The following is a 25,839-nucleotide window of genomic DNA, read 5'->3' as shown; positions in this document are numbered from 1 at the left end:
TTGAAACGCAAAATAGCGGAAACGGTAACAAATGTAATTTAAAACACAATGGCTATTAATAAACTCGAACAAATGTTTGAGCTTCTTAAAACTAGAAGCAAAAAGCGTATTGTAGCAGCTTATGCAAACGACTCTCACACCATCGGAGCCGTTAATATGGCAATAGAGAAAGGTCTTGTAGACGGTACTCTTGTTGGTGATAGGGATACGATCCTAAAAGTTTGCGCCGAAGAAGGCATTGATGCCAATAAGTTTGTAATTGTACAAGAGGCCAACGAAGTAAAGGCGGCTCGTAGAGCGGTAGAGCTAATCAATGCAGGCGAAGGCGATATCCTAATGAAGGGTCTTTGTAGCACCGATAACTACATGCGCGCCATTCTAAATAAGGAGAATGGGCTTCTTCCTCCTAAGGGGGTACTTAGCCATGTTGCTGTTATGGAAATTCCTGCATACCATAAGCTTCTTCTTGTTAGCGATGTTGCTGTTATTCCATATCCCGATTTAAACCAAAAAACGGCAATTGCCAACTACCTGATTGAAGTTGCCATGATGATTGGCATCGATCGACCCAAGGTTGCTGCTATTACTGCATCGGAGAAGGTGCTTCCTAGTATGCCATCGTGCGTAGAGGCTTCTATCTTGGCAAAAATGTCGGAACGCGGCCAGCTAAAGGGCGGTGTTTTAGATGGCCCAATTTCTTTAGATGTGGCAATCGATGCCGAAGTTGCTAAGGTAAAAAAGGTCGGTGGCGAGGTTGCTGGCGATGCAGACTGTCTTCTTTTCCCTAATATTGAGGCTGGAAACGTATTCTACAAGAGTGCTACAAAGCTTGCAGGTGCCGAACTAGGTGCCATTGTTTGCGGAACCAAAGCTCCTGCAGTACTTTCATCGCGAGGCGATTCTACCCTTTCGAAGCTTTACTCTATCGCGCTTGCTGCGCTAGTTGCAAAGTAATCATCATAAAAAACAATATATGACTCCTATCAAAAGCCTTGATGAGCTGATTTCAACGCTGAAGTCAACAGGAAAGAAAAGTCGTGTGGCGGTTGTCCTTGCCGAAGACGAAAACACGCTTGGTGCTGTAAACGAGGCAACCGATTTGGGCCTTATTGAGGCATTTATGATAGGCGATGAGCATAAAATCGTAGAAAAGCTAAGGCAGGAAGGTGTCGATCCTTCAAAGTTTACCATCATAAATATCCCTAACGATGCTGCCGCTGCCAAAGAGGCAGTTCGTATGGCTCGTGCAAACGAGGTTGATATGGTGATGAAGGGGCTAATTGGTACCGACAAGTTTCTGAAGGCTGTTCTCGACAAGGAGAATGGCCTTTTGTTGCCAGGAGCGGTAATGACCTACGTTTGTGCTCTTCAAATCCCGGCATATAACAAGCTTCTATTCATATCAGATCCGGCTGTTATACCTTTTCCAACGTTGCAGCAGAAGGTTGCAATGATTGGCTATGCGGTAAAAATGGCCAACCGCTTTGGCATTGACAACCCCAAGGTGGCGCTAATAAGCGCTGTTGAAAAGCCCAATGAATCAATTCCTAATACATTGGTTGATGCAACTATTTGTAAAATGGCAAATAGAGGACAGCTTCCCGAATGTACTATCGATGGGCCGTTGGATGTCTTTTTGGCATGCGATCCGAAGAGCGTTGAGATAAAAGGTGTGCCAACCCCTGTAAACGGCGATGCCGATATCCTTATATTCCCAAGCATCGAAGCATGCAACTCTTTTTATAAGGGGCTGATGCTTTTTGCTGATGGCGAACTTGGTGGCTTCATACAGGGAACTTCGAAGCCGGTTATTATGATGTCGCGTAGCGAGAGCGCTAAATCGAAGCTCTACTGCATTGCAACGGCATCCTTAATGGCAAACTAAAAAACAACATAACTATGGAATGCTATAAAATATTGGCCATTAATCCTGGTTCGACATCAACCAAGATTGCAGTTTTTGCCAATGACGAGAACATCTTTCTAAAAAATATTAAGCACTCGGCCGACGAGTTAAAGCCTTTTGCTACGATTGCCGACCAGTTTTCGTTCCGTAAGGAGGTTATCCTAAAGGAGCTGGGTATTGCAGGAATCGACCTTAAGAGTATTACTGCAGTTGTTGGTAGAGGTGGATTGCTAAAGCCAATAGAGTCGGGTGTGTACGAAGTTAATGAGGCTATGAAAGCCGATTTGCGCAATGGGCTTATGGGCGAGCATGCCAGCAACCTTGGTGGACTTATTGCCGATGATATTGCTAAGGAGCTTGGCGCAAAGGCCTACATCGCCGATCCTGTAGTGGTAGACGAGCTACAGCCTGTTGCCCGTTTTGCAGGTCATCCGCTTTTTAGCCGCATCTCAATTTTCCACGCCCTAAATCAGAAAGCAATTGCTCGTACCTATGCCAAGAGCGTTGGTAAAAACTATGAGGATTTAAACCTTATTATTGCGCACCTTGGTGGCGGAGTATCGGTTGGCGCTCACGAAAAGGGGCGCGTTATCGACGTTAACAATGCGCTCGATGGCGAAGGCCCATTCTCTCCCGAGCGTTCTGGAACGCTTCCTGCCGGTCAGCTGGCAAAGCTTTGCTTTAGCGGCAAGTACACCTACGAGGAGGTTCGTAAGATCATCAACGGAAAGGGTGGACTTGTGGGCTTTACCGGAAGTAACGACGCCTACGAGCTGGAGATGAAAGCTGTAAACGGCGATGCTGAGGCTAAGCTGCTTCAAGATGCCATGTCGTACAACATCGGCAAATGGATTGGAACCATGATTAGCGTGCTTAAGGGGAAGGTTGATGGTATTATTCTTACTGGTGGAATGGCCCACAATCCTTTCATTGTAGACTACGTAAAGGATATGGTTTCGTTTGCCGCTCCTGTTGTGGTTTACCCCGGCGAGGACGAAATGGCTGCGCTGGCCATGAACGGGCTATTCGTACTGAAGAACGAGATTACCCCCAAGGAGTACAAGTAGTATCCTTCACTAGATATTATAAGGTAAAAGGTTGGCAGTGGCCAACCTTTACTTTTTTAGGGGGAACGGGTTGGATTTTTTGCTACTTTCATGGCGGTTTGTAGGCCGCTGCTTAAGTCGAAGCCGCAAAACTTCGGCTAGCGTTGAGTGCTGAGGTAGGCTATGTAGTGCGAGGGATATCCTAATGGATCGAGAACTGAATATTAAAAAGCTAGAAACCCGTTTTTAACCTAAGAAAGATGGATTTTAAGAAGGAGCTAGAGCCCTACATGCAGGGCGTGTACAAAGAGTTTGGCTTTAAGTATACAAAATCAACGAAAGAAGCCATCCTAAAGAAGGGGAATCTGATATTGCGTGTTTTAAATATCTATACAGGATATTATAGAGCAATACACTTCGTGTGCTATGTAGAGTCACCTCTTTTTTGTGAGGTTATGCGTGAAATACTAGGACGTGAAATTGATCAAGATGGAGGGACTCTTATCAGGCTCGATACAGATCATGCCCTAAATGACGAAGGGGGCAAAATTGCTGGCTTTACCCGAGAAATTGTATTCTCCGACGGCTATCCGGTGGAGGATCGGCTTATTGACGAGGATGTGCTGATGGAGTTTGAGCGGCTCTTTACCAAGTTTATGCTGCCCTGGTTCGAGTGTAACTCCACGCTGGCGGGCATCCGCAGCAGCTTCCGCTCGGCACCCGTTAAAACGCAGACATGGAATAACCAGCTCTACACCTTTGATAGCAGCATGGCACCTGGTGGCTTGTTTTTGATGTTCTACATTGACTTTATGGTTGGGCGTCTGCTAAACGATGAGCCCCGAAGCGCCGAAGAGCTGTACCGCGATGAGTATGAAAAGGCGTATTTGGCGGATTATGATGGGCAAATAGATGAGGAGGAAGGAGTTCCTCTCATTAAAACCGAACGCATAAAGCGTCATTTCGATTTACTTCCTACCATGTTATCGCGCTTAGATGCTGTAACACCTGAGCAGTGGGCTGAGTACCGTATACGGCTGGGTGTTGAAATGTAGTATTGTCAATACTGGCATGCCAACAGAGAAAGCGAAGCTGCAGCTTCGCTTTCTCTGTTGGCGTTTTGAAGGTTGAGATTACCCCTAAGGAGTACAAGTAGTATCCTTCGATAGATATTATAAAGGTAAAAGGTTGGCGCTTGCCAACCTTTACTTTTTTATGATGGTGAAGCTTTTTTCAGATCTTTTTGCTGCGCCGAACGGAATTATCCTTCCAAGTGCACTTTTTTGCCAGCGCCAGACGGATTCGTGCTTTCAAGTGCACTTTTTTTACTGTGCTGAACGGATTTAGGCTTCCAAGTCAACTTTTTTGCCATTACAAAGCTGCACGGAGCCTCTAAGTCGACTTTTTAGGGCCAAAATATTTTTTTGGGGGCTCCAAGTTGACTTTTTTGCCGTAATATTTTTTTTTCAAGCCTCCAAGTCGACTTTCTTTGCTCAAAAAATTTTTTTCGGGCTTCCAAGTCGACTTTTTAGGGGAAAAATATTTTTTTGGGGGCTCCAAGTTGACTTTTTTGCCGTAGTATCTTTTTTTCGGGCTTCCAAGTCAGCTTCTTTAGCTCAAACGGTTTATTCTCGAGCCCTCCAGCTGGCTTGTATGCTTGAGCTGGGGCTATTTCGATAGCGCGAGGCCTCCCCATTGCCTGTTGCAATCAGCTTTGGCCCCAGCAAGTCGACCTTATGCCTACGGCGTTGCCGACGACACCGGAATAACCTTACCGTTGAAGTACCTCGCCTGGTTAAGCGCAAAGTCGGCCACGTACTTTCCCATCTCGCTAGGCTCGAGCGGAGCCGTATGGCCGGGGAATGCCATCTTGAACATCTCGGTATTCACTGCTCCAAAGGCTAGGCAGTTGAAGCGGAATCCGCTATCCTTGTACTCCTCGGCAAGGCACTCGGTGAGCACGGCAATGGCGCCCTTGGCCGCGCTATAGGCCGATAGCCCGGCAAACTTGGCGCTTCCCTGAAAGCCCCCCATGCTGCTGATGTTAACGACATGTGCGCTACTGGCGAAGTGCGGTAGCAGCGCCCTAATGAGTATCGAGGGGGCCAGGTAGTTGGTGCTAATAGTTTCCTGGATATCTTCAAGAGAAGTCTCGGCAAACGGCTTATTTACTAGCACTCCTGCATTGTTTATAAGGATATCAACGTTGGAAATAAACGAGAGAATTTGCTTTACGAGCAGCGTCTCTATGCCGTTTAGTACGCCTAAATCGAACGGAACAGGAAAGACTTTTGCCTTAATATTCTCGTGCAGGCAGGCGTTCTTGAGCTGCTTAAGGTTTTCCTCATTTCGGGCGATAGCTACAATGGTGTGGTCGCCAGCGGCGGCAAGGTGCTTGGCAGCCTCGAAGCCTATACCCTTGCTTGCACCTGTAATTACGATGTTCATTGCGTTGGATGTTTTATTCTCTTATACAAAGAAGCGGTCGGAGTGTTTAAAGTTCGTTCTTTATTTTGAGGAATCAAAGAGAAGGGCGAGAGAGTCTGGGATTTCGCTTTTAACTTTCGAGGGTGCCTTGAGTAGAAGTTAGATGAAGTTACAGGAAGTTACATGGAGTTAAAAGAATGCTTGTGTCAGCCTTAGAACTCAGAGTTTTCGATTATAATATGGCAAGAGTTGAGTATAACCCCTTCTTTTAACTTCGTCTAACTCCATCTAACTTCTTCTAACTTCATCTACCAATAGAGTTTGCCGTTTAGCCATTTACGCGGAAGCTGCGGGTAATCATTTATGATGATTTACATGTCGCTTCACTAAATAAAAGTTAACGGCTGAACCTAGGAATAATTTTATTTGTTTAGTTTTGCACTTTCAAGGAAGATGACCTTCCTTTATTGTTGAAATTTAATTTTTTATCGATGAATATTTCAAAAGACGCTGTTGTTTCATTAACCTACCAGCTAACCGTAGATGGTAACGTAATCGAAACTGTTACTGCTGATAGGCCAATGGAATTTATCTTTGGCGCAGGCTACCTTCTTCCAAAGTTCGAAGAGAACGTAAGCGGATTAAAGGTTGGCGATAAGTTTAGCTTTATGCTACCAAGCGACGATGCTTACGGTCCAAAGGTTGATGAGGCTATCGTAGAGCTACCAAAGAATATCTTTGAGGTTGACGGACAAATCGACCCAGAGCTTCTTACCCTTGGCAACCAAGTTCCTATGATGGATGGCGAAGGCCACCGCATGATGGGTACTGTTGTTGAAGTTAAGGACGAGGTTGTAGTTATGGACTTCAACCACATGCTTGCTGGTGCCGATCTAAGCTTTGCTGGTGAGGTTGTTGGCGTTCGCGAGGCTACCGAAGAGGAGCTTTCTCACGGACACGTACACGCAGGTGGCTGCGGAAGCGAGTGTGGTTGCGAAGGCGATTGCAGCACTGGCGAAGGCTGCGGAAGCGGTTGTGGCTGCGAATAACCTTTTTTAAAGATTACATTTTTGCCAATAGCAATTTAGTTTTCTACATTGCACCCGTCAAAAACGAGAAAATGAAGCTATTTAATCTACATCATCATCATCATGCTGCATGCCATCGGGTATGGGTTTGATGATTTATGTAGAATAGCATAAAAAATAGAAACCAACCTGATGTTCAGGTTGGTTTTTTTGTTTATAGCAATGGACCCCTGAGCATCGCCAACAAAAACTACATCACATGCGCAGGTTAAAAATTGCAATCCAGAAGTCAGGTCGTCTTAAAGATGATTCGTTACAGCTGCTTAAAGAGTGCGGCATCAGCTTAGATGGTTCGGCCAACAGCCTTATCATACCAAGCCGAAACTTTCCTGTAGATGTTCTCTATCTACGTAACTCCGACATCCCACAGTACCTCGAAGATGGCGTGGCCGATGTTGCCATTCTTGGCGAAAACACCCTTATTGAGGCTGAGAAAAACATCACAAACGAGCTGTCGTTAGGCTTTTCTAAATGCAGGGTGTCTATCGCCATCCCTAAAGGGCAAACCTACGGTGGAAAGGCCGATTTAAACGGCAAGAAGCTGGCAACCTCGTACCCCAACACCGTAAAGGCATTTCTCACCCAGAATAGTATCGATGCCGAGATTCACGAGATATCGGGGTCGGTAGAGATAGCCCCCAACCTTGGTCTTGCCGATGCCATTTGCGATATCGTTAGCTCCGGGAGCACCCTCTTTACAAATGGGTTGAAGGAGGTAGAGGTGCTCTTCTCTTCTGAAGCCTGTCTGGCATCTTCACCAATTCTGGACCAAGAGGGGCGAGAAATCCTCGAAAAGCTGCTCTTCCGCATCAGGGCCGTACTGGAGGCAAAAAACAAGAAGTACGTGCTTCTGAATGCCCCCAACGAAAAGATTGACGAGATTATCAGCATCCTTCCCGGGATGAAAAGCCCATCCATAATTCCGCTTGCCGAGCCGGGCTGGAGTTCGCTCCACTCCGTAATCGACGAGAGCGAGTTTTGGGAGATTATCGACCAGCTTCGCAATGCTGGTGCCCAAGGTATCCTCATTGTTCCAATCGAAAAAATGATCATCTGATGAAGACCATTAAGTACAAAAGAGGTGCTGACTTCGAGCAGCAGATAGCCCGTCCAACTATGGAAAGGGAAGAACTCGATAGAATTGTAAGAATCATTTTTGATGAGGTGAGGAGAAAGGGCGATGAGGCTATCAGCAAGTACACCTACCACTACGATGGGGTTACAGTAGATACTATCCAAGTGTCGCAGCAGGAGCTGGATATCGCCGATAGTTTGGTAGGTGAGGAACTTAAAAAGGCAATTGCCGTTGCCAAGCAAAATATAGAAACATTTCACGCCAGTCAGGCTAAAGCCTCAAAAAAGGTTGAAACGGTAAGCGGCGTAACCTGCTGGGAGCGTACCGTTGGCATCGAAAAGGTAGGATTGTATATACCGGGAGGTAGTGCACCTCTGTTCTCCTCGGTGCTAATGCTTGCCGTACCTGCAAAGATTGCAGGTTGCAAGGAGATTGTGCTCTGCACGCCGCCTCGTAAGGATGGTACTATCGATCCGGCAATCCTTTATGCTGCAAAGCTCTCGGGTGTTACCAAGGTCTTTAAGGCAGGCGGTATTCAAGCCGTTGCCGGGATGACCTACGGAACCCAATCCATGCCTAAGGTTTACAAAATATTTGGTCCGGGCAACCAGTACGTCACCGCAGCTAAGATGCTTGCCTTTATGGAAGGCGTTGCTATCGACATGCCAGCAGGACCATCGGAAGTAATGGTTGTTGCCGATTTTACGGCTGTCCCTCGTTTTGTGGCTTCCGATTTGCTCTCGCAGGCTGAGCACGGGCAGGACAGCCAGGTTATCTTGGTGGCGATTGACGGGTTGAACCTAAAAGAGGTTGAGAAGGAACTGGAGCTGCAGCTTTCTAGCCTTCCTCGCAAGGCTATTGCCGAGAAAGCATTGGCAAAGTCTAGAATCGTTACCGTTGATAGCGAAATAGAGGCGTTGGAGGTGGCTAACCTTTATGCACCCGAGCACCTAATTGTTTCGGTAAAGAACTACGCCGATTTTGCCCAAAATGTAGTAAATGCGGGCTCGGTATTCCTAGGCAACTATACGCCCGAAAGTGCCGGAGATTATGCTTCGGGAACCAACCACACCTTGCCAACCAACGGCTTTGCAAGAGCCTACAGCGGCATATCACTCGACTCGTTTACCAAGAAAATCTTCTTCCAAGAAATCAGTGAGGCGGGGATTAAGAATCTTGGTCCAACCATCGAAATAATGGCAGAGACGGAGAAGCTAAACGGGCACAAGAATGCGGTTACTCTTCGCCTCGAATACCTGAAGAACAGGTAATGGTAATCGTTATATAAATTTGAAATAAAGCATTTTGAAATGTTTAATCTGAACAACATATTAAGGGAGAATATTAAGAGGCTAAAGCCTTACTCTTCGGCTCGCGACGACTTTTCGGGTGAGGCTAGCGTGTGGATCGATGCCAACGAAAACCCGTTCAATACAGGTGTAAACAGGTATCCCGATCCACACCAAAGGGAGCTAAAGGCATGCCTTGCCCAAATAAAGGGAGTAAAGCCCGAGAATGTTTTCATCGGCAACGGTTCCGACGAAATTATAGACCTACTGTACCGAGTAACCTGCGATCCGGGTAAGGCTAACGCCATTGTTATGCCTCCAACATACGGCATGTATGCCGTTTCTGCCGAGATAAACGATGTCGCAATAACCAAGGTTTTCTTGCGCGAAGACTTTTCGGTGGATGCAGAGGCTGTTTTAGCAGCAGTAAACGAAAATACAAGGCTAATTTTTGTTTGCTCGCCCAATAATCCAACTGGAAACCTAGTGCCAATTGATGTTATAGAAACAATCGCCTCAAATTTTGATGGTCTTGTGGTGGTTGACGAGGCTTACATCGACTTTACCACATCGGAGAGTGCCGTTTCGCTAATAGAGAAGTATCCAAATATCTTCGTTATGCAGACGCTTTCGAAGGCGTGGGGATTGGCGGGCGCCCGTGTAGGCGTTGGCATTGGATCTAAGGACCTCTTGGCGGTTATGGACAAGGTTAAAGCGCCCTACAACGTAAATATCCTTAGCCAGCAGGTTGCGCTTAACAGCCTTAACGATATAGAGGCTTTCAATGCTAAGGTTGATATCATCGTCGAGCAACGCGATTGGCTGAGCGCTGAACTTTCGAAGTTGGACATTGTAGAGAAGGTTTATCCATCGGATGCTAACTTTTTGCTGGTTAAGTTTAAGGATACGGCAAATCTATTTCAATTCTTGCTCGATTGCGGCATCGTTGCCCGCGACAGATCGAAGGAAAAGTGGTGCGAAGGGTGTATCCGCTTAACCGTTGGCACTCCCGATGAGAACGAGATGTTAGTTAAGGCTCTTAACCAATACTTCATTTAGCAATGGCAGATAAGAAAAAAATACTGTTCGTTGATAGGGATGGCACGCTGATTCTCGAGCCCGAAGATTGTCAGGTTGATAGCATCGCTAAGCTGAAGTTCTATCCAAACGCCATTTCGATGATGGCGCGTATCGCCAAGGAGTTGGATTACATGCTGGTGATGGTTACCAATCAGGATGGCTTAGGTACAGCATCGTATCCTCAGAAGGCATTCGATGAGGTACAAGGGCTTATGCTCGAAATTCTTGGTTCTGTTGGCATTGAGTTCGATGCATTTCACGTAGATAGAAGCTTCCCTAACGAGAACTCGCCAAACCGCAAGCCTCGTATTGGCATGCTAACGTCATATTTAAATGGTGAGTATGACATTGAAAACTCATTTGTAATCGGAGATAGGATTACAGATGTAGAAATGGCTAAGAACATCGGATGCAAGGCTATTTGGATAAACGACGGTTCGAATCTGGGAGGCGATGAGATTAGCATTAAGGTACATGCTCTTGCCGAATACGTTGCATTGGAGACGCTTTCGTGGGAGAAGATTTACGAGTTTCTTCGATTTGGTCAGCGAAGGGTTGCTGCAAAGCGCACTACTAGCGAAACTGATATCGACATCGAGCTAAACCTCGACGGAAACGGTCGTGCTTCGATTGATACAGGCATTGGCTTCCTTAACCACATGCTGGAACTCTTTACCAAGCACTCCGGCATCGACCTAAAGTTAACCGTTAAGGGGGATTTGCATGTCGATGAGCACCATTCGGTTGAAGATGCTGCGATTGTCCTTGGCGAAGCATTTACCAAAGCTTTGGGTAATAAGGCGGGAATTGAAAGGTACGCCTTTTATCTTCCGATGGATGAGTCTAGCGCTTCAATTCTTCTCGACTTTGGCGGTAGAACGCATCTTGAGTGGAATGTAAGCTTTAAGCGCGAGAAGATTGGCGATCTGCCAACGGAGCTTATCAAGCACTTCTTTAAGTCGTTTGCCGAAGGGGCTCGCTGCAACCTGCATGTTACCGCGCAGGGCGAAAACGAGCACCACATTGCAGAGGGCATCTTTAAGGGCTTGGCAAAGGCGGTTAAGGATGCAATTCGTCGAGATATTTCGAAGGTTAGCAACGAGATTCCATCAACGAAAGGAGTTGTGTAATGGCAGATTTAGTGATTGTCGATTACGGTGCGGGTAACGTAAAGTCGGTAGAGTTTGCGTTAAACCGATTAGGTGTAAAGCCTATTCTTAGTAGCGACGCAGATGTTGTAGGTAATGCTGAGCGGGTAATATTCCCTGGTGTTGGGAATGCTGAGTTTGTTATGAATGCCTTGAAAGGTAAAGGGCTGGATAATGCTATTAAAAGTCTTAAGGTTCCTGTTTTAGGTATTTGTTTGGGCATGCAGCTTATGTGTACTCGGACTGAAGAGGGAAACGTGGAAGGACTAGCTATCTTCGATACGATTGTAAACAAGTTCCCTGCCAAGGATAAGATTCCCCACATGGGATGGAACAGCATCAAAACAAACGGAAGCCCGATTTTTAAGGGAATTCCCGAAGAATCGTACTTCTACTTTGTGCATAGCTACTATGCTGAGTGTTGCACAAATACTTCATCGGTATGCGATTATATTCTTCCATTTAGCGCATCGCTGGAGAAGGATAACTTCTTTGGCTGCCAGTTTCACCCCGAAAAAAGTGGCGAAATGGGCGAGCGATTGCTAAACAACTTCTTAAAACTGTAGAAAAGATGAGGATAATTCCTGCAATAGATATCATCAACGGGCAATGCGTTAGGCTTACAAAGGGGGCATACGACACCAAAAAGGTGTACAACGAGAATCCTTTAGAGGTAGCCAAAATGTTTGCCGATAAAGGCTTTAAATACCTCCATTTGGTGGACCTAGACGGCGCTAGGCATGGGAAGCCTGTAAACATTGGGGTGTTGGAGCAAATTGCTGCAAAAACATCGCTGGAGGTTGACTATGGAGGGGGCTTGCGTGATGCTGCAAGTGTGGAGTTGGCGCTAAATGCTGGTGCGGCTGCCATTACTGCTGGAAGTATTGCTGCAAAGAACCAGCCTGAGGTGCTATACTGGCTCGAACGATGGGGTGCTGAGAGGATAATCATCGGTGCCGATACCATTAACGGCATGGTTGCCGTAAACGGTTGGCAAAACGTAGAAAGCATTGAATTGGTAGAATTTATATCCGACTACCTACACAAAGGCGCCAAGCGTTTTATCTGTACCGATGTAAGCAAGGATGGGATGCTTTCGGGTAGCGCAGTGGGGCTTTACGGCGATTTGCTGAGCAAGTTTCCCGGAATAGAGCTGATTGCCAGCGGTGGTGTAACCTCTATCGATGAGGTAAGGCAGCTAAAGGCAATGGGGCTCTGGGGGGCTATTATTGGCAAGGCTATCTACGAGAATAGGATTAACATTAACGAGCTGGCAAAGGAGGTGTAGAAATGCTATCAAAACGAATTATACCCTGCCTGGATATTAAGGATGGGAGAACCGTAAAAGGCACAAACTTCCTTAACCTTCGCGATGCCGGCGACCCTGTTGATCTTGCAGATTTGTATGCCAAGGAGGGTGCCGACGAATTGGTGTTCCTCGATATTACTGCTACGCACGAGGGCAGAAAGACCTTTGCCGAGCTGGTGCAGCGTATTGCCGAGCGCATAAACATTCCGTTTACCGTTGGCGGTGGCATTAGCACCGTGGACGATGTGCAGCTGCTGCTACGTAATGGAGCCGACAAGGTATCGATTAACTCGGCGGCGGTTCGTAATCCGCAGCTTATTGCCGATTTGGCGGCAAAGTTCGGTAGCCAGTGCGTTGTTGTAGCCATCGATGCCAAGTGTATTGATGGTAAGTGGGTGGTGCACCTAAACGGAGGTCGGATTCCAACCGAATTGGAGCTCTTCGCTTGGGCAAAACGTGCCCAGGAGTTGGGCGCTGGCGAAATCCTCTTTACCTCGATGGATCACGATGGTGTACATGAAGGCTATGCCAACGAAACGCTTGCAGAGCTCTCTGAAATGCTCTCGATCCCTGTAATAGCCTCGGGTGGTGCGGGAAACATGATGGATTTCTACGATACCTTCACCAAGGGTAAGGCTGATGCGGCGCTTGCGGCAGGCGTCTTCCACTTCGGCGAGATTCGCATCCCGGGCTTAAAGCAGTTTCTGAAGGATAAGGGAATAGCGGTGAGGGTTTAAAGAAGTTATTCGGAAGTTAAACGGAAGTTATACTGTAGTTAAACGGAAGAAGTACAAGCCCTGAAGGGGCGTAATCATAAAGGCTAGCCTGTTAGGGTTGGGCGGAAAAAGTGAGGAAGTTATCAACTCCTTCTCTAAAATCTAACTACTAACGTCTAACATCTTTTTCAATAAACGTGTTAAAACAAAAACTAATGAATATCGATTTCGAAAAGCAAGGCGGCCTTGTGCCTGCCATTATACAGGATGCAGCAACGGGAAAAGTGCTGATGTTGGGCTACATGAACGAGGAGGCCTACCGAAAAACGCTGGAGCTAAAGCGGGTCACCTTCTTCAGCCGTAGCAAGAACAGGCTATGGACAAAAGGTGAGGAGAGCGGTAACTTTCTCAACCTTGTTGATATTGCCTCCGACTGCGATAGCGATGCCCTGCTGGTAAAGGCAGAGCCTATGGGACCAACCTGTCATACTGGTTCGGATACCTGCTGGAACGAGGTGAACGCTCCTCGTAACCTCGAATTTCTTTACGAGCTCGAGGCGGTAGTCAACCAGCGTAAGCGCGATATGGATGTTGCGACGTCGTATACGGCGAAGCTTTTCCAAAAGGGCATCAACAAGATTGCCCAAAAGGTGGGCGAGGAGGCTGTTGAGCTGGTTATAGAGGCAAAGGACGACAATCGCGAGCTGTTCCTCAACGAGGCTGCCGATCTGATGTTTCATACAACCGTGCTGCTTGCCGCAAAAGGCTACTCGTGGGACGATGTAATGGCAATCCTTAAGGAAAGGCATAAGTAGGGAGCATCTGTTGTTTTCGTGGGAAGATATTGCATACATTTACGTAAACTCAAAAAGTTCGGGTATGAATCAGCTCTCAGGAAAAGTTGTGGTGGTTACAGGTGCCGCAAATGGCATCGGCAGGTCGATTGCCCTTCAGTTTTCGAGCTTAGGGGCAATCGTTTTCCTTGCCGATATCGACGAAAAGCGGGGAGAAGAGCTCGAAAAGAGCATCCGCGAGGGCGGAGGCGAAGCCTACTATATTGCCACCGACGTTAGCATCCCTGTATCAATAGAATCGCTTTTCGAGATAATTGACAGCTACCATAAGCCTGTCAATATCCTAATCAACAACGCGGGTATCTCGGAGTGGAAGTCGCCGTTTGAGCTGAGCCTCGAAAACTGGGACCGCATCATTAATACCAACTTGCGCAGCGTCTTCCTCTGCTCGCGCGAGGCGGCCGCACGTATGCCCGAGGGAAGCGCCATCGTTAACATCGCATCTACCCGAGCTATGATGTCGGAGCCCAACTCCGAGGCCTACGCTGCCTCCAAAGGCGGCATTGTGGCGCTTACCCACGCCATGGCGGCATCGCTGGCTACAAAGCGCATTCAGGTAAACTGCATTAGCCCCGGATGGATTGAGGTTGAAGACTACGCCGGGCTTCGTAAAATAGACCATACCCAGCACTTCTCTCAGCGCGTCGGCACGCCCGACGATGTTGCCCGTGCCTGCATCTTCCTGAGCGATCCGGCCAACAACTTCATCTCGGGAGAGAATCTGGTTATCGACGGCGGTATGACACGTAGAATGAAGTACGAGGAGTAGAAAGGCGGTATAGCTTGCTTAAGCATATTCGAAGGGCTCCCTTAAGCATTGCTTTTGCTTGAGGGAGGTTTCTTTTACCGCAACCGTCCTAGCGATAGCCTAAAGAGGTATCCGCTGTACGTTCGGGCGCCATTCAGGTTGCCGAAGCCTGCAACTCCAAGTCCAAGCCATCGGGTAGGCTTAAACATAATGCTTACCTCTAGCGGTACCGATAGCGCCGTAAATTGATCCTTCTCGTAGTAGTCGATCGTCCCAAAAAAGGTTGACTCCGACCTCAGAAATGCTCCCCGCTTGATGCCCGTTGTAACGCCTAATCCCACCGAGCCCTGTAGCTGAAGGAACTTGTTGGAAATACCCTTGCCAATGGTAGCGTCGATGCTGGTGTACTTCTCGTAGGGCAGCGGACCGTAGGTGATTAGGAAACTGGATGTTTCCTCGTTTCGGGTAAGCTTAACCGTGTAGAAGAACCTTCGGTCGGCCATGCTTAGGCCAAAGCCGTACATGTCGCAGCTTACCCCCTTGGTGCTGTTGGTCTGGCCAATGCTGGCATCGAACTATACGCGGTATTTTTTCGAGGAATCGGTATCGCTAGCCGATGCGGTGACGAACAGTATCAGTAATCCTATTGCTATACCTAATCGTTTCATGACTTCGCTTATTTGTTACGTAACAATCCTTTTTACGAGTTTTAGTAGAGCATTGTTTGCGGCATTGGCTTGAGAATCATTTCTATCCTAAAAGAAGGAAGGCGGTGTGAAAAAGCAGCTCATTAACCCGAAATATTTGTTCGAAACAGAATTTAAGCTAATTTAGGGGCAGGTTCTTTGAAAGATGGGCAAAAATGGTTGGCATCGGTTGCTGGGAGCAAAACTCCGCCGTCGTTGATTGCACAGCTTGGCTGGGAGCAAAACTCCGCCGTCGTTGATCGCACAGCTTGGCTGGGAGCAAAACTCCGCCGTCGTTGATCGCGCAGCTTGGCTGGGAGCAAAACTCCGTCGTCGTTGATCGCGCAGCTCGGTTGGAAGTAAAACTCCGCCGTCGTTGATCGCGCAGCTCGGCTGGGAGCAAAACTCCGCCGTCGTTAAACGTACAGCTTGGCTGGGAGCAAAACGACGGATACGAATCGATTGCCGACCTGAATTTTTTTGATTGTACTAGAGAGCAGCTGCCTTTCAATAAATAAAAATTCAGTACAATGAAAATGATTATAGCATTATCAAAGAGACTTATCGATTCACTCGTTGGATACGGTAAGGAGATTATCGGTTATTTCGAAACCTCCGAGATACCCGAATTGCTAACCGCCAAGCCTTTTATTAGGGTGAAGGAATCGTACACCCTCATGGTGCAGGGGTACATGAAGGCGCGTAAGAATGCGTACACCGAGCTGCTGTTTAGCCTCGATGCACAGCGCGATAGCGCCTACCGTATTTTCCGTACCGTTGTACAGGGCTTAATGTACTCCGAGGTGCCTGCCGAGGCTGCCGCTGCGCAGCGGCTAAACGTGCTCTTCGAGCAGTACGGAGCCGAGTTTCTCGACTTGTCGTACGTTAAGGAGACGGCACAGCTCTCCAAGTTTATTTTGGAGATGCAGAAGCCCGAGAACGCAGCCGACATTGCTACCCTAAAGCAGGAACCGAAGATGGCCAAGCTCGTGAATGCCGCCAAGAAATTCGACGACACCTATACGCTTGGCGTGGAGGATAAGGCTGCCCTTGCGGCCTACGACTCGGCTTCGGTGGCCCGTAGGGAGTTCGAGGCCGACCTGCGCAAGCTCATGGTTTACGTGGAGGTGATGATGGATGCAAACGACCCCAAGTGGGTGGCCCTTTGCCAGAAGATCGAGGCCTTCAACATCAAGTTTGAGCAGAACGAGGCCAAGACGAAGAACGAAGCCAACAAGGAAGACGCCCCAAAGGCGTAGCCTTTTTTTGCAGAAGCAATAATTTCGAATCGTAATCTTTCAAAGAAACGGTTCCTACAACGGGTAGGAGCAAATAGTACGAAGGGGCGCCAACGGAGGTTGGTGCTCCTTTTTTTGATCACGGATTAGATGGATTATGCGGATTGCACGGAAGTAGAGCCGCCATTAATCGCAGCTTTGGCTCAGCGTAGCCGGCTAAGAAGGCGAAAAAACATTTTTTTTCTGTTAAATACTAATCGTTAAGCCCGAATCTTGTTTACTCCAAGGTCTTTCAATTGAACTTTTTTTTGTACCATTGTTTATATACTGCACCTGATGAACAGGTCGTAAAACAGAAAGCTATTGTAGTATTTCTACATAATGAAACAATTAAAAAACTCAAAAGAATGAAACGTAAAGCAACCGCCAAATGGAATGGCAACGGATTAGAAGGTAAAGGCGCATTAACCTCTACAAGTGGAGTCTTAAGTAACACCCCTTACGGCTTCGCGGCACGCTTTAAGGATGAAGAGGGTAAATCGGGAACCAACCCCGAGGAGCTAATTGCTGCAGCACATGCGGGCTGCTTTACCATGGCCCTAAGCTTTCAGATTGCGGGTGCCGGGTTTACTGCCGACGAGCTGGTAACCGATGCGGTTGTTAGCTTAGATCAGGGAGAGGGCGGCTTTAGCATAACCGGAATTACCCTAAAGCTTACCGGAAAGGTTTCGGGCATGAGCGAGGAGAAGTTCGTAGAGCTGGCAAACGCAGCTAAGGCGGGTTGCCCCATCTCTAGAGCGTTGAGCGCAGTGCCAATTACCCTCGAGGCAAAATTTATTAAGTAAGTTTAGGGTTAGATATTTAAAAAAAGCGTAGGCAGTGCCTACGCTTTTTTTTTCGGGAACTTAGCCCGTATACATTTACGGCTGAAGGCCGATTAGCGGCGCTACTGGTTGGCCAGCTCCCAAACAAGGTAGTAGGCAAAGGTGGCTATGCGCTCCAAACGCTTAAAGTTGATCTTATCGACTTCGTCAGAAGGCTGATGGTAGTCGGGATGCATGCCTGTGGTAATGGCAACTGCAGGAATGTTTTTTTCGGTGAACGAGGCATGGTCGGAACCGTTTCTCCAAAGCTCCTTATCGCGCGAATTAAACTCTACGGATAAGTCAATTTTAGCCAATTTTGCAGCAATGTCAATGTTCTTTTGTAATGCCAATGAGTCTACCAAAGGGATGGTGTAGGCGTACATGTCCCATTCGGTATGCTCCGAGTCGGTTCTGCCAACCATATCGAGGTTAACGTCAGCCTTAATTCTATCGAGCGGTACTATGGGGAGTTCCATTATTGCTTTTGATCCAAGTAGCCCTGCTTCTTCACCTGAAAATGCCGTAAAAACAATGGTTCGTTGTGGCCGAAATCCCTGCTTTTGGGCCTCGCCAAATAGTCGGGCAACCTCCATTATGGCCGAGGTTCCGGAGCCGTTGTCGTCGGCGCCATTGCAGATGGTATCCGCCTTGGCGCCCTCATTCTTTTTCGTACGAAGAATTCCGATATGGTCGAAATGGGCGCTCACAAAGATTACCTCATCCTTTTTGCTTGTTCCCTCAATTTTGGCAACAACGTTGGCCACTTTGCGGAAGCGGAGCCTGTCCGGAACAGCTGTCCCGTTAACTTCAATAGACCTCCCAACTTTGGTAGTATTGCTCGCTGTGCCAATAGCAATAGTTGTATCGCTGAACAGGCTTTTTAGCACTTGCTCGTTCGAGATAAATAGGGTGATGCCCGGATTCCTTTTAACGAATGAAAGAGCATGAGTGTAGCACGTATTCTTATTAAGCGGAATAGTCTCTTTGTAGTAGCCCATCAGTAGTGTGTCGCCTTTTTCGTTAACCAATGCGCCTTGCGAGAATTGGAGGGTCATCCGATCCTTATTGTATGCTTTCTGCTGCTCCTTGCTCAGCACTAGCATGTAGCTTTTGATGGAAGGTTGCTCGCTGATGCTTCTGCTTACTTGGGCAATTCCATCATCGAGTGTGGTAGAGGGAATAACCTTTAGGAAATTTGTTTTAATGCTGTCGATATTCCCTAAAAAGGGGGTGAAGCATTGGTTGTGTATTTTCTGTGCCGATACAATATGCATATCGGTATAGGGCGAAATCGAATGGTTAGCTTCTTTTATTAGAATCTTATAGTCGGTCGGAAATCTGTAGTTAACTAGGTAGAATGGGTGGTAAAAGGGATTGTCGCTTTTGTTGGATGCCCCCTCAAGCCCATACCGCATAAAGGACTTGGCGATAAAGTTGGCGGCAACCACTTGCTCTGGGCTACCTGATGCACGCCCTTTTAGGCTGTCGGATGCAAGAAATGTTAGCGTTTTTTTAAGGCTATCGGCCGATGCCTTCTGCTTAAGTGGGACGGATTGTGAATGCGCTGAAAGGGCTAATAAGCTGCATAGAGCCACGATTATTCTTTTTTTCATCTGAATAAAATTGTTTTTAAAGGTTAGATGTTACCCGCATAACAAGGCTTTATTCATACCTGTTTGCGACTGCTAGTCATGCGGGTTTCATAAGCATACTTTATTAGATTACGTTTGATGTTTCGAATAGCTATAGCAGAAGCATTCTGGAATGTAGGAAGTACGATATTTCGGATTGCCTATTTAATAGTTATTCAAAACTAAAAGTATGCAAAATTTTGGCATTCCCTAAAGCATTCGAATTTTTTTCAAAAGAAGCAGCTTCAAATGCGAGGAGCGGTTTCCAGAGCGCAATTAAACGTATAAGCGTAGTTAGCCAGCCCATATTGGAGGCTATCACTTATGGGCACAACCATTTTGATGCGGATAACCCCCTCCGTACAATCCCTAAATCCGAATAATCCGTGATTCAGCCTTTCAATGGCCGTAAAAGCTTATGCATAAAAAGCTATATTTAGCGGTTGTTTCTCACCTAAAAACATCAGCAACTATGATGAAACAAAGGATCGCAAAGGTTGCCCAAGCGCTGGTAAATGCAGCGAAGGGAAATCCAATGGAGTGTATTCTGGCTGCAGTAGCCGTTGGAATTGGGATTACAAGCATCTACACAACGAGGTACGGAGAGTACCGAACGTTCTACTATCCGATGCTTTTTCTGCTAACCAACATCGCCAATAAGCTTACCGTTAACCATCCGAGTCGATGGGCGTACTATGCGGTATCGTTGCTTTCGCTGGCCGCTTTTGTCCTTTTCAACGTCGAGCCCAGCGGCAGCTACTACGTTGTAGCGATGGGATGCGTAACGCTGGCGTACCTCTCGTTTCCGCTTTACCGCGACAACGAGCGCTTTGCCGAGAACGTGCTCAACAACGCTGTTGCGCTACTATTCGCTGGCTTCGTAGCCGGGGTGGTATTCCTGCTAACCGTATCGGTAAAGCTGAGCCTACACTACCTTTTCGACCTGCAAAGCAGCGGGAAGGATATCGAGAGTATTGCAGTGCTTATTTGGCTCGGGTTTTTCCCAATCCTGTTCCTCGCCTTCAACGACAATAGCCTAAGGCTTACGCTTAAGAATAGGTTTACCGAGATACTCTTTAACTACATCCTTACGCCGGCCATTATTGTCTACATGCTGATATTCTACGCCTACTTCGTTAAGGTGGCGCTTCAGTGGGAGCTGCCTAAGGGAAATGTGGCCTACATGGTGTTCGGATTCGGGATTGCCGCCTACCTGCTCAAAATGGTTTCGTACCTGCTGTCGAAGGATTACTTCGGATGGCTGTACCGTAACCTTTCGTACTTTGTGCTGCCCGCCTTGGTGCTCTTTTGGATTGGAACGATATACCGCGTAAACGAGTACGGCTTTACCGAAGATCGCATCTACCTGCTGATTGGCGGAGCCTTTTTAACCGTGACCTCGCTGGTGCTTATCAGCAACAAGCTGGGCCGCTACCTGTACCTCTCGCTTGGGGTAATCGTGGTGCTATCTGCGTTTACCTACATTCCATTTATGTCGGCAAAAACGTTGGGCATAAAGTCGCAGCAGCACCGATTCGAGAAGGCACTTGCTACGCTAGGCTATACCAAACTCGATGGCTCGGTAAGGTTTAAGCCGCTTGCCAATACGCCCCAAAACCGAGAGGTTATTGGCACGCTAACCTCTTCGTTCCGCTACATCAGCAACAACGCCGATAAGGATTACACCGCAAAGCACCTAGGGGTAAAGGACACGTACCAACTCGAAGATATCATTACCTCGGCAAACTACGCCATGGCTAACGAATCATCCGATCGTAGCTATCGGGTAAGCTCGCTGGTGAACCCAAAGTCCGCATTAGATATTCAAGGCTATAGGACTATGGTAATCCTTAAAGCATACTCCAAAAATGGGGATTACTACCAAGACAATGGAGTAAAGTTGGAAATCTACCACAACAGTAAGGTAGTCTTTACCGCCAATAAAGACTCGCTGCTTAAGGCGCAGCTCGCCAAAGCAGGCGTTAGCCTTCGCGATGCCCAGGAGGATGGTACGCAGCTAACCGAACAGCAGCAACGACTCCTCTACCAGATAGAAATACCCGGAGGGGTAGCCTTAGTAAACCGCTACAACGTTAGCGAAGACCCATATAAGGTGGAGGACGTTGAGTTGTACGGTATTCTGTTGCGATAACTTCACATTGTCGGAATCACGGATTGGATGGATTTCGCGGATTGCACGGAGATCATTGTTATATGAAAGAGGCGTTGCAGTGCAACGCCTCTACTGTTTTTCTCCTTTTATTGCTGCTACAAGCGGCTGATTTTTTGTTCTGAAACAGCCTTACAACCAACAGTAAATAGGTTTATTTTGAATGAAGTTAATAATTGTATACTTTAGGAACAGTACATTGATAGTACAGTTGAACTATTTGTTGAAATACCAATCTAAATAGACATCTATGAATAAAAACAAGTTTCTTTTATTGCTTCTAGTCATTTTAGCATTTGAAAATTGTATTGCTCAAAATTTGAAAATATTTCATACTCACGAGTTATTAAATATCGCAAGAGTAAAAGGGGTTGATTCTGCATTAGCAATTGCTGTGAAATTCCCAGTTTATTTTATTGATGAACCTGTTGCTGATAGTTTGGTCGCTATGACTCTAGATGCTGATGTTTCCTATTTGCAGGAAAATTTTCTTTGTGATTATGCTGTTTCAATGGGCAATCCAACTAAAGTAAATGATGCCATGCTAGTATATCTCGAAAAGAGAAACAAGCAGATAAAAACGTATAAACCAGATGAGAATTTCGGATTGCCTTCAACCTCAAGATGGATTTTGGGGGCTTTTATGCGCATTACTGATTCTAAATTGGAAAAATTATTGATTGAATGTTACGAAGAATGGGCAAAAAAATCCTTAGAATATCTTGAATCGTACAAAAGGGGAAAGACAATGAGAAGTGACAGAAATAGCTACAATCTTAAGCGTCCATATATGGATTGCAATGCTAACTGCTGTTTAGTTCTTCTGGCATTGAAAAGCATAGGAAGTCCTTACTTTGATAAGTCAAAACTAGATCGACATAACGAAGTTTTAACTTATAAGGAAGAGAGGCCTCTTGGAATCACTTTTTCTACACGAACGGCAGAATTCATGGGTGGTTTACAATTAGCAGCCATTCGACTAAAAAAAAACTATAGGTCGTTAGTTGATCCCGAACTATCCCTTGACAGTATACTTCAAATTTTTACGCATTATCAAAATAACACTGATAAAGAGTGCTGGAGTTTACTTTTACATAATGGCTCTATTGGTTTCATTGATACAGGTTGCTATTACGGAGAACTTAATGGTGGTGGTTCAATATTTAGAATAGAACTTCATAAAAAAGTACTTTTAATATATTCTTTAGTGGAATGGGTATCGCTAATTAACTAGTTAATTATAAAACTAAGCGTTGGGGCAACTGCGGGTTTTTATGACCGCTGTGCATTATGGTCGATGGTCGTGATAAACCACGCTAATCCTTTAATCAGAATAATTAGCAACTCTTCTGTTATTGTATCATCATGAATTCCTCTTCCATCAGCTAATCATCTATAACAATAGGCAAAGGGGTAGATTGTGGCTGTGTTAAAACCCTATTTTTGCTATATTTGCCGCTTGCCAATTAATTTAAGAGAAAAATTAAAGTTTTATGGAAATCCCAGCAAAGTACAATCCTGTAGAGACAGAGGACAAATGGTACAGGTACTGGATGGATAAGGGCTTCTTCCGTTCGGTTCCAGATGAGCGCGAGCCTTACACCGTCGTCATTCCTCCACCAAACGTCACCGGCGTGCTGCACATGGGGCACATGCTTAACAATACCATTCAGGATGTACTGGTCCGTCGCGCCCGCATGATGGGCAAGAACGCGTGCTGGGTTCCAGGAACCGACCATGCCTCTATTGCAACCGAGGCAAAGGTGGTGGCTAAGCTTCGTGCAGAGGGCATCGAGAAGTCGAGCCTTACCCGCGAAAAGTTCCTAGAGCATGCTTGGGAGTGGAAGGAGAAGCACGGGGGCATCATCCTCGAGCAGCTTAAGAAACTGGGCGCATCGTGCGATTGGGATCGTACCCGCTTTACCATGGACCCAAAACTTTCGGAAAGTGTTCTAAAGGTATTCGTAGACCTATATAATAAGGGGCTTATTTACCGCGGCGTTCGCATGGTAAACTGGGACCCATCGGCGCAAACCGCGCTATCCGACGAGGAGGTAATCTACAAGGAGGTTCAAAGCAAGCTGTACTACCTACGCTACTTCGTAGAGGGCGAGGATAAGTACATCGTTGTGGCAACCACCCGTCCGGAGACCATCCTTGGCGATACCGCCGTATGCGTTAACCCCAACGACCCTCGCTTTACCTCGCTTAAGGGTAAGAAGGTGATTGTTCCGCTGGTAAACCGTGCGGTGCCCATCATCGAAGACGAGTATGTAGATATGGAGTTTGGTACAGGTGCGCTTAAGGTAACGCCTGCACACGACGTAAACGACTACATGCTGGGCGAGAAGTTCAACCTAGAGGTTATTGATATCTTCAACGATAACGGAACCATCAACGAGAAGGGCATCCTTTACGTTGGTCAGGATCGCTTCGACGTTCGTAAGCAGATTTCCATCGACCTAGAGGCTGCCGGACTAATGGAGAAGGTGGAGGACTACACCAACAAGGTGGGCTACTCCGAGCGTACCGATGCGGTTATCGAGCCAAAGCTTTCGATGCAGTGGTTCCTAAAGATGGAGCAGCTTTCGAAGCCTGCACTTGATGCCGTAATGAACGACGAGATTGTGCTTCACCCTGCGAAGTTCAAGAACACCTACCGCCACTGGATGGAGAACGTGAAGGACTGGTGCGTATCGCGTCAGCTTTGGTGGGGACACCGTATTCCTGCCTACTACCTTCCACAGGGTGGATATGTAGTTGCTGAAACTGAGGCTGAGGCATTAGAGCTGGCTAAGGCTAAGAGTGGCAACGCCAACCTAACCATGGCCGATCTTCGTCAGGACGAGGATGTACTCGACACCTGGTTCTCGTCATGGCTATGGCCAATTTCGGTATTCGACGGGTTGACCGATCCAGAGAATGCCGATATCAAGTACTACTACCCAACCAACGACCTTGTAACCGCGCCAGAGATCCTATTCTTCTGGGTAGCCCGTATGATTATTGCAGGCTACGAGTGGGAGGGTAAGATGCCATTCAAGAACGTGTACCTAACCGGTATCGTTCGCGATAAGCTAGGCCGCAAGATGTCGAAGTCGTTGGGTAACTCGCCCGATCCGCTCGATCTTATTGCAAAATATGGAGCCGATGGCGTTCGCCTAGGTATGCTGCTATCGTCGCCAGCGGGTAACGACCTGCCATACGACGATTCGATGCCAGAGCAAGGACGTAACTTCGGAAACAAGATATGGAACGCGTTCCGCCTTGTACAGGGATGGAATGTAGACGCCAACATCGCTCAGCCAGAATCTGCAAAGGTTACCGTAGAGTGGTTCAACAGCATGCTTAACCGCAGCATCAAGGAGATCGACGAGCAGTTTGCCAGCTTCCGCATCTCTGAGGCGCTGATGCAGGTGTACAAGCTATTCTGGGACGAGTTCTCGGCTTGGTATCTGGAGCTGGTTAAGCCAGCATACGGTTCGCCAATCGATGCAAAGACCTACGAGGCTACGCTCGAGATCTTCGATAAGATGCTTAAGCTGCTTCATCCGTTTATGCCGTTCATCACCGAGGAGATTTGGCATTACCTGGCAGAGCGTAAGGATGGCGAGAGCATCATGATGGCACAGATGCCTACCGTTGGCGAGTACAACGAGCAGCTAATTGCCGATGTTGAATTTGCCAAGGAGGTGATTGCCAACCTGCGTACCATCCGCAAGGATAAGAACATTCCACAAAAGGATAGCCTTGAACTGTTTTACAACGGTGAGATGAACCCTGCGGTTATCAGCCTAATCGTTAAGCTGGGCAACCTAACCGAGGTAAAGGCTACCGACGTTAAGGTTGATGGCGCATCGTCGTTCCTTGTAAAGACCACCGAGTTCTTTGTGCCGCTAGGCGATAAGCTCGACGTGGAGGAGGAGCTAAAGAAGCTAACCGCCGAGCTCGACTACACCAAGGGCTTCCTTAATTCGGTAATGAAGAAGCTCTCGAACGAGAAGTTCGTGAACAGCGCACCCGAAGCGGTGGTAAACGGCGAGCGCAAGAAGCAAGCCGATGCCGAGGCTAAGATTGCCGCACTAGAAGCACAAATCGCGCAGCTGAAGTAAGCGATTTTACTAATATCTACTCGAAATCCCCCGGACGTGTACGTTTGGGGGATTTTTGTTTAACGTTGATATGGTGTAAGCATTGAATGTTTGGTATACGGGTTTATTCGTTTAGCATAAGGTACAATCAGCGCGATTCCCCTCCTTTTTAAGGAGGGGTGCCCGAAGGGCGGGGTGGTTATGTCTGCTTAATAGTTACAGCAATAGCCTAATTGTGATTATTCATCCACAACCACCCCCGGCTCCGCCGACCCCTCCTTGAAAAGGAGGGGAGTACGCTCTGTGCATCCTTTGCGTATAGCATTAACCTCTTATATCGAATTCATGCGGTATTGCATTACGTTCTATTGAATAGGCAGACTCTGTAACAGCAACGAAATTGACTGTGACCGAACCGAAATCAAGCTTGGCGGTTCCGCAATGACATGTGGCGGTAGCGAAATGAAGCAT

Annotated in this window: 22 protein-coding genes; 19 read left to right on the top strand and 3 right to left on the bottom strand. The window is 47.1% G+C overall.

Annotation, left to right across the window (positions count from 1 at the left end; genetic code table 11):
• The first annotated feature begins 48 nt into the window (after nt 1-48).
• The 4 genes from CLV25_RS12435 (at nt 49) to CLV25_RS12420 (ending at nt 4,007) form a co-directional block, all read left to right on the top strand.
• Nucleotides 49-954, top strand: coding sequence for a phosphate acyltransferase (locus tag CLV25_RS12435; RefSeq protein ID WP_131839981.1), 906 nt, complete (start codon nt 49-51; stop codon nt 952-954).
• 19 nt (nt 955-973) lie between these two features.
• Entirely contained in the window at nt 974-1,885 is a 912-nt protein-coding gene (locus CLV25_RS12430; RefSeq protein ID WP_131839980.1) for a phosphate acyltransferase, read from the top strand.
• Between the two features lie 14 nt (nt 1,886-1,899).
• A complete protein-coding gene (buk, locus tag CLV25_RS12425; protein ID WP_131839979.1) occupies nt 1,900-2,973 on the top strand; it encodes a butyrate kinase in 1,074 nt (357 codons plus the stop codon).
• A gap of 239 nt (nt 2,974-3,212) precedes the next feature.
• Nucleotides 3,213-4,007, top strand: coding sequence for a hypothetical protein (locus tag CLV25_RS12420; protein ID WP_131839978.1), 795 nt, complete (start codon nt 3,213-3,215; stop codon nt 4,005-4,007).
• Nucleotides 4,008-4,692: 685 nt separating this feature from the next.
• Here CLV25_RS12420 and CLV25_RS12415 read toward each other — a convergent pair.
• The gene (locus tag CLV25_RS12415) at nt 4,693-5,400 is read right to left on the bottom strand and encodes an SDR family NAD(P)-dependent oxidoreductase (protein WP_131839977.1); all 708 of its coding nucleotides are present in this window, start codon (nt 5,398-5,400) and stop codon (nt 4,693-4,695) included.
• A 470-nt stretch (nt 5,401-5,870) separates the two neighbouring features.
• Between CLV25_RS12415 and CLV25_RS12410 the strand changes: the two genes are divergently transcribed.
• From CLV25_RS12410 to CLV25_RS12365, 10 genes are all read left to right on the top strand, one after another.
• Nucleotides 5,871-6,428: an FKBP-type peptidyl-prolyl cis-trans isomerase gene (locus CLV25_RS12410; RefSeq protein WP_131839976.1), complete on the top strand. Its 558-nt coding sequence runs from the start codon at nt 5,871-5,873 to the stop codon at nt 6,426-6,428.
• Between the two features lie 238 nt (nt 6,429-6,666).
• Nucleotides 6,667-7,524: an ATP phosphoribosyltransferase gene (gene hisG / locus CLV25_RS12405; RefSeq protein ID WP_131839975.1), complete on the top strand. Its 858-nt coding sequence runs from the start codon at nt 6,667-6,669 to the stop codon at nt 7,522-7,524.
• Nucleotides 7,524-8,813 carry a histidinol dehydrogenase gene (gene hisD / locus CLV25_RS12400; RefSeq protein WP_131839974.1) on the top strand — a complete coding sequence of 430 codons (1,290 nt, stop codon included), beginning with the start codon at nt 7,524-7,526 and terminating at the stop codon, nt 8,811-8,813. The genes hisG and hisD overlap by 1 nt, the downstream gene beginning before the upstream one ends.
• Before the next feature lie 39 nt (nt 8,814-8,852).
• On the top strand, nt 8,853-9,890 hold the full coding sequence (hisC, locus tag CLV25_RS12395; RefSeq protein ID WP_131839973.1) for a histidinol-phosphate transaminase: 1,038 nt from the start codon (nt 8,853-8,855) through the stop codon (nt 9,888-9,890).
• A gap of 2 nt (nt 9,891-9,892) precedes the next feature.
• Nucleotides 9,893-11,041 carry a bifunctional histidinol-phosphatase/imidazoleglycerol-phosphate dehydratase HisB gene (gene hisB, locus CLV25_RS12390; RefSeq protein ID WP_131839972.1) on the top strand — a complete coding sequence of 383 codons (1,149 nt, stop codon included), beginning with the start codon at nt 9,893-9,895 and terminating at the stop codon, nt 11,039-11,041.
• Nucleotides 11,041-11,625: an imidazole glycerol phosphate synthase subunit HisH gene (gene hisH, locus CLV25_RS12385; RefSeq protein ID WP_131839971.1), complete on the top strand. Its 585-nt coding sequence runs from the start codon at nt 11,041-11,043 to the stop codon at nt 11,623-11,625. The genes hisB and hisH overlap by 1 nt, the downstream gene beginning before the upstream one ends.
• A 5-nt stretch (nt 11,626-11,630) precedes the next feature.
• Nucleotides 11,631-12,347: a 1-(5-phosphoribosyl)-5-[(5-phosphoribosylamino)methylideneamino]imidazole-4-carboxamide isomerase gene (gene hisA / locus CLV25_RS12380; protein WP_131839970.1), complete on the top strand. Its 717-nt coding sequence runs from the start codon at nt 11,631-11,633 to the stop codon at nt 12,345-12,347.
• 2 nt (nt 12,348-12,349) lie between these two features.
• Nucleotides 12,350-13,105 (top strand): imidazole glycerol phosphate synthase subunit HisF, encoded by a 756-nt coding sequence (gene hisF / locus CLV25_RS12375; protein ID WP_131839969.1) that lies wholly within the window; start codon nt 12,350-12,352, stop codon nt 13,103-13,105.
• A gap of 194 nt (nt 13,106-13,299) precedes the next feature.
• Complete coding sequence (hisIE, locus tag CLV25_RS12370; RefSeq protein WP_131839968.1) at nt 13,300-13,899, top strand: bifunctional phosphoribosyl-AMP cyclohydrolase/phosphoribosyl-ATP diphosphatase HisIE; 600 nt, start codon at nt 13,300-13,302, stop codon at nt 13,897-13,899.
• 64 nt (nt 13,900-13,963) lie between these two features.
• Nucleotides 13,964-14,707 carry an SDR family NAD(P)-dependent oxidoreductase gene (locus CLV25_RS12365; protein ID WP_131839967.1) on the top strand — a complete coding sequence of 248 codons (744 nt, stop codon included), beginning with the start codon at nt 13,964-13,966 and terminating at the stop codon, nt 14,705-14,707.
• A 74-nt stretch (nt 14,708-14,781) separates the two neighbouring features.
• Here CLV25_RS12365 and CLV25_RS12360 read toward each other — a convergent pair whose 3' ends face one another.
• Nucleotides 14,782-15,189, bottom strand: coding sequence for a hypothetical protein (locus CLV25_RS12360; RefSeq protein ID WP_131839966.1), 408 nt, complete (start codon nt 15,187-15,189; stop codon nt 14,782-14,784).
• Nucleotides 15,190-15,902: 713 nt separating this feature from the next.
• Between CLV25_RS12360 and CLV25_RS12355 the strand changes: the two genes are divergently transcribed.
• Nucleotides 15,903-16,631 (top strand): DUF6261 family protein, encoded by a 729-nt coding sequence (locus CLV25_RS12355; protein ID WP_131839965.1) that lies wholly within the window; start codon nt 15,903-15,905, stop codon nt 16,629-16,631.
• 386 nt (nt 16,632-17,017) lie between these two features.
• The gene (locus CLV25_RS12350) at nt 17,018-17,455 is read left to right on the top strand and encodes an OsmC family protein (RefSeq protein WP_131839964.1); all 438 of its coding nucleotides are present in this window, start codon (nt 17,018-17,020) and stop codon (nt 17,453-17,455) included.
• A gap of 101 nt (nt 17,456-17,556) precedes the next feature.
• On the opposite strand, the gene CLV25_RS12345 is transcribed toward CLV25_RS12350, so the two are convergent.
• Nucleotides 17,557-19,089, bottom strand: coding sequence for a M28 family metallopeptidase (locus CLV25_RS12345; protein ID WP_131839963.1), 1,533 nt, complete (start codon nt 19,087-19,089; stop codon nt 17,557-17,559).
• A gap of 493 nt (nt 19,090-19,582) precedes the next feature.
• Here CLV25_RS12345 and CLV25_RS12340 point away from each other — a divergent pair, with 493 nt between their 5' ends.
• The 3 genes from CLV25_RS12340 to CLV25_RS12330 all read left to right on the top strand — a co-directional run bounded on the left by CLV25_RS12340 (nt 19,583) and on the right by CLV25_RS12330 (nt 25,389).
• Nucleotides 19,583-21,259: a DUF4153 domain-containing protein gene (locus CLV25_RS12340; protein WP_207895667.1), complete on the top strand. Its 1,677-nt coding sequence runs from the start codon at nt 19,583-19,585 to the stop codon at nt 21,257-21,259.
• Between the two features lie 268 nt (nt 21,260-21,527).
• On the top strand, nt 21,528-22,511 hold the full coding sequence (locus CLV25_RS12335; protein ID WP_131839961.1) for a hypothetical protein: 984 nt from the start codon (nt 21,528-21,530) through the stop codon (nt 22,509-22,511).
• A 259-nt stretch (nt 22,512-22,770) separates the two neighbouring features.
• Nucleotides 22,771-25,389, top strand: a complete 2,619-nt coding sequence (locus CLV25_RS12330; RefSeq protein ID WP_131839960.1) for a valine--tRNA ligase — start codon at nt 22,771-22,773, stop codon at nt 25,387-25,389.
• The last annotated feature ends 450 nt before the right edge of the window (nt 25,390-25,839 follow it).

The sequence above is a fragment of the Acetobacteroides hydrogenigenes genome, from assembly GCF_004340205.1.
In the GTDB taxonomy this organism is placed as follows: Bacteria; Bacteroidota; Bacteroidia; order Bacteroidales; family ZOR0009; genus Acetobacteroides; species Acetobacteroides hydrogenigenes.
This window is presented reverse-complemented; position numbering and strand designations above follow the sequence as displayed.

Excerpts from the sequence above, each read along its gene's own strand:
- CLV25_RS12435 (WP_131839981.1), top strand. The coding sequence starts at position 49 with ATGGCTATTAATAAACTCGAACAAATGTTTGAGCTTCTTAAAACTAGA.
- CLV25_RS12430 (WP_131839980.1), top strand. The coding sequence starts at position 974 with ATGACTCCTATCAAAAGCCTTGATGAGCTGATTTCAACGCTGAAGTCA.
- buk (WP_131839979.1), top strand. The coding sequence starts at position 1,900 with ATGGAATGCTATAAAATATTGGCCATTAATCCTGGTTCGACATCAACC.
- CLV25_RS12420 (WP_131839978.1), top strand. The coding sequence starts at position 3,213 with ATGGATTTTAAGAAGGAGCTAGAGCCCTACATGCAGGGCGTGTACAAA.
- CLV25_RS12415 (WP_131839977.1), bottom strand. The coding sequence starts at position 5,400 with ATGAACATCGTAATTACAGGTGCAAGCAAGGGTATAGGCTTCGAGGCT.
- CLV25_RS12410 (WP_131839976.1), top strand. The coding sequence starts at position 5,871 with ATGAATATTTCAAAAGACGCTGTTGTTTCATTAACCTACCAGCTAACC.
- hisG (WP_131839975.1), top strand. The coding sequence starts at position 6,667 with ATGCGCAGGTTAAAAATTGCAATCCAGAAGTCAGGTCGTCTTAAAGAT.
- hisD (WP_131839974.1), top strand. The coding sequence starts at position 7,524 with ATGAAGACCATTAAGTACAAAAGAGGTGCTGACTTCGAGCAGCAGATA.
- hisC (WP_131839973.1), top strand. The coding sequence starts at position 8,853 with ATGTTTAATCTGAACAACATATTAAGGGAGAATATTAAGAGGCTAAAG.
- hisB (WP_131839972.1), top strand. The coding sequence starts at position 9,893 with ATGGCAGATAAGAAAAAAATACTGTTCGTTGATAGGGATGGCACGCTG.
- hisH (WP_131839971.1), top strand. The coding sequence starts at position 11,041 with ATGGCAGATTTAGTGATTGTCGATTACGGTGCGGGTAACGTAAAGTCG.
- hisA (WP_131839970.1), top strand. The coding sequence starts at position 11,631 with ATGAGGATAATTCCTGCAATAGATATCATCAACGGGCAATGCGTTAGG.
- hisF (WP_131839969.1), top strand. The coding sequence starts at position 12,350 with ATGCTATCAAAACGAATTATACCCTGCCTGGATATTAAGGATGGGAGA.
- hisIE (WP_131839968.1), top strand. The coding sequence starts at position 13,300 with ATGAATATCGATTTCGAAAAGCAAGGCGGCCTTGTGCCTGCCATTATA.
- CLV25_RS12365 (WP_131839967.1), top strand. The coding sequence starts at position 13,964 with ATGAATCAGCTCTCAGGAAAAGTTGTGGTGGTTACAGGTGCCGCAAAT.
- CLV25_RS12360 (WP_131839966.1), bottom strand. The coding sequence starts at position 15,189 with ATGGCCGACCGAAGGTTCTTCTACACGGTTAAGCTTACCCGAAACGAG.
- CLV25_RS12355 (WP_131839965.1), top strand. The coding sequence starts at position 15,903 with ATGAAAATGATTATAGCATTATCAAAGAGACTTATCGATTCACTCGTT.
- CLV25_RS12350 (WP_131839964.1), top strand. The coding sequence starts at position 17,018 with ATGAAACGTAAAGCAACCGCCAAATGGAATGGCAACGGATTAGAAGGT.
- CLV25_RS12345 (WP_131839963.1), bottom strand. The coding sequence starts at position 19,089 with ATGAAAAAAAGAATAATCGTGGCTCTATGCAGCTTATTAGCCCTTTCA.
- CLV25_RS12340 (WP_207895667.1), top strand. The coding sequence starts at position 19,583 with ATGAAACAAAGGATCGCAAAGGTTGCCCAAGCGCTGGTAAATGCAGCG.
- CLV25_RS12335 (WP_131839961.1), top strand. The coding sequence starts at position 21,528 with ATGAATAAAAACAAGTTTCTTTTATTGCTTCTAGTCATTTTAGCATTT.
- CLV25_RS12330 (WP_131839960.1), top strand. The coding sequence starts at position 22,771 with ATGGAAATCCCAGCAAAGTACAATCCTGTAGAGACAGAGGACAAATGG.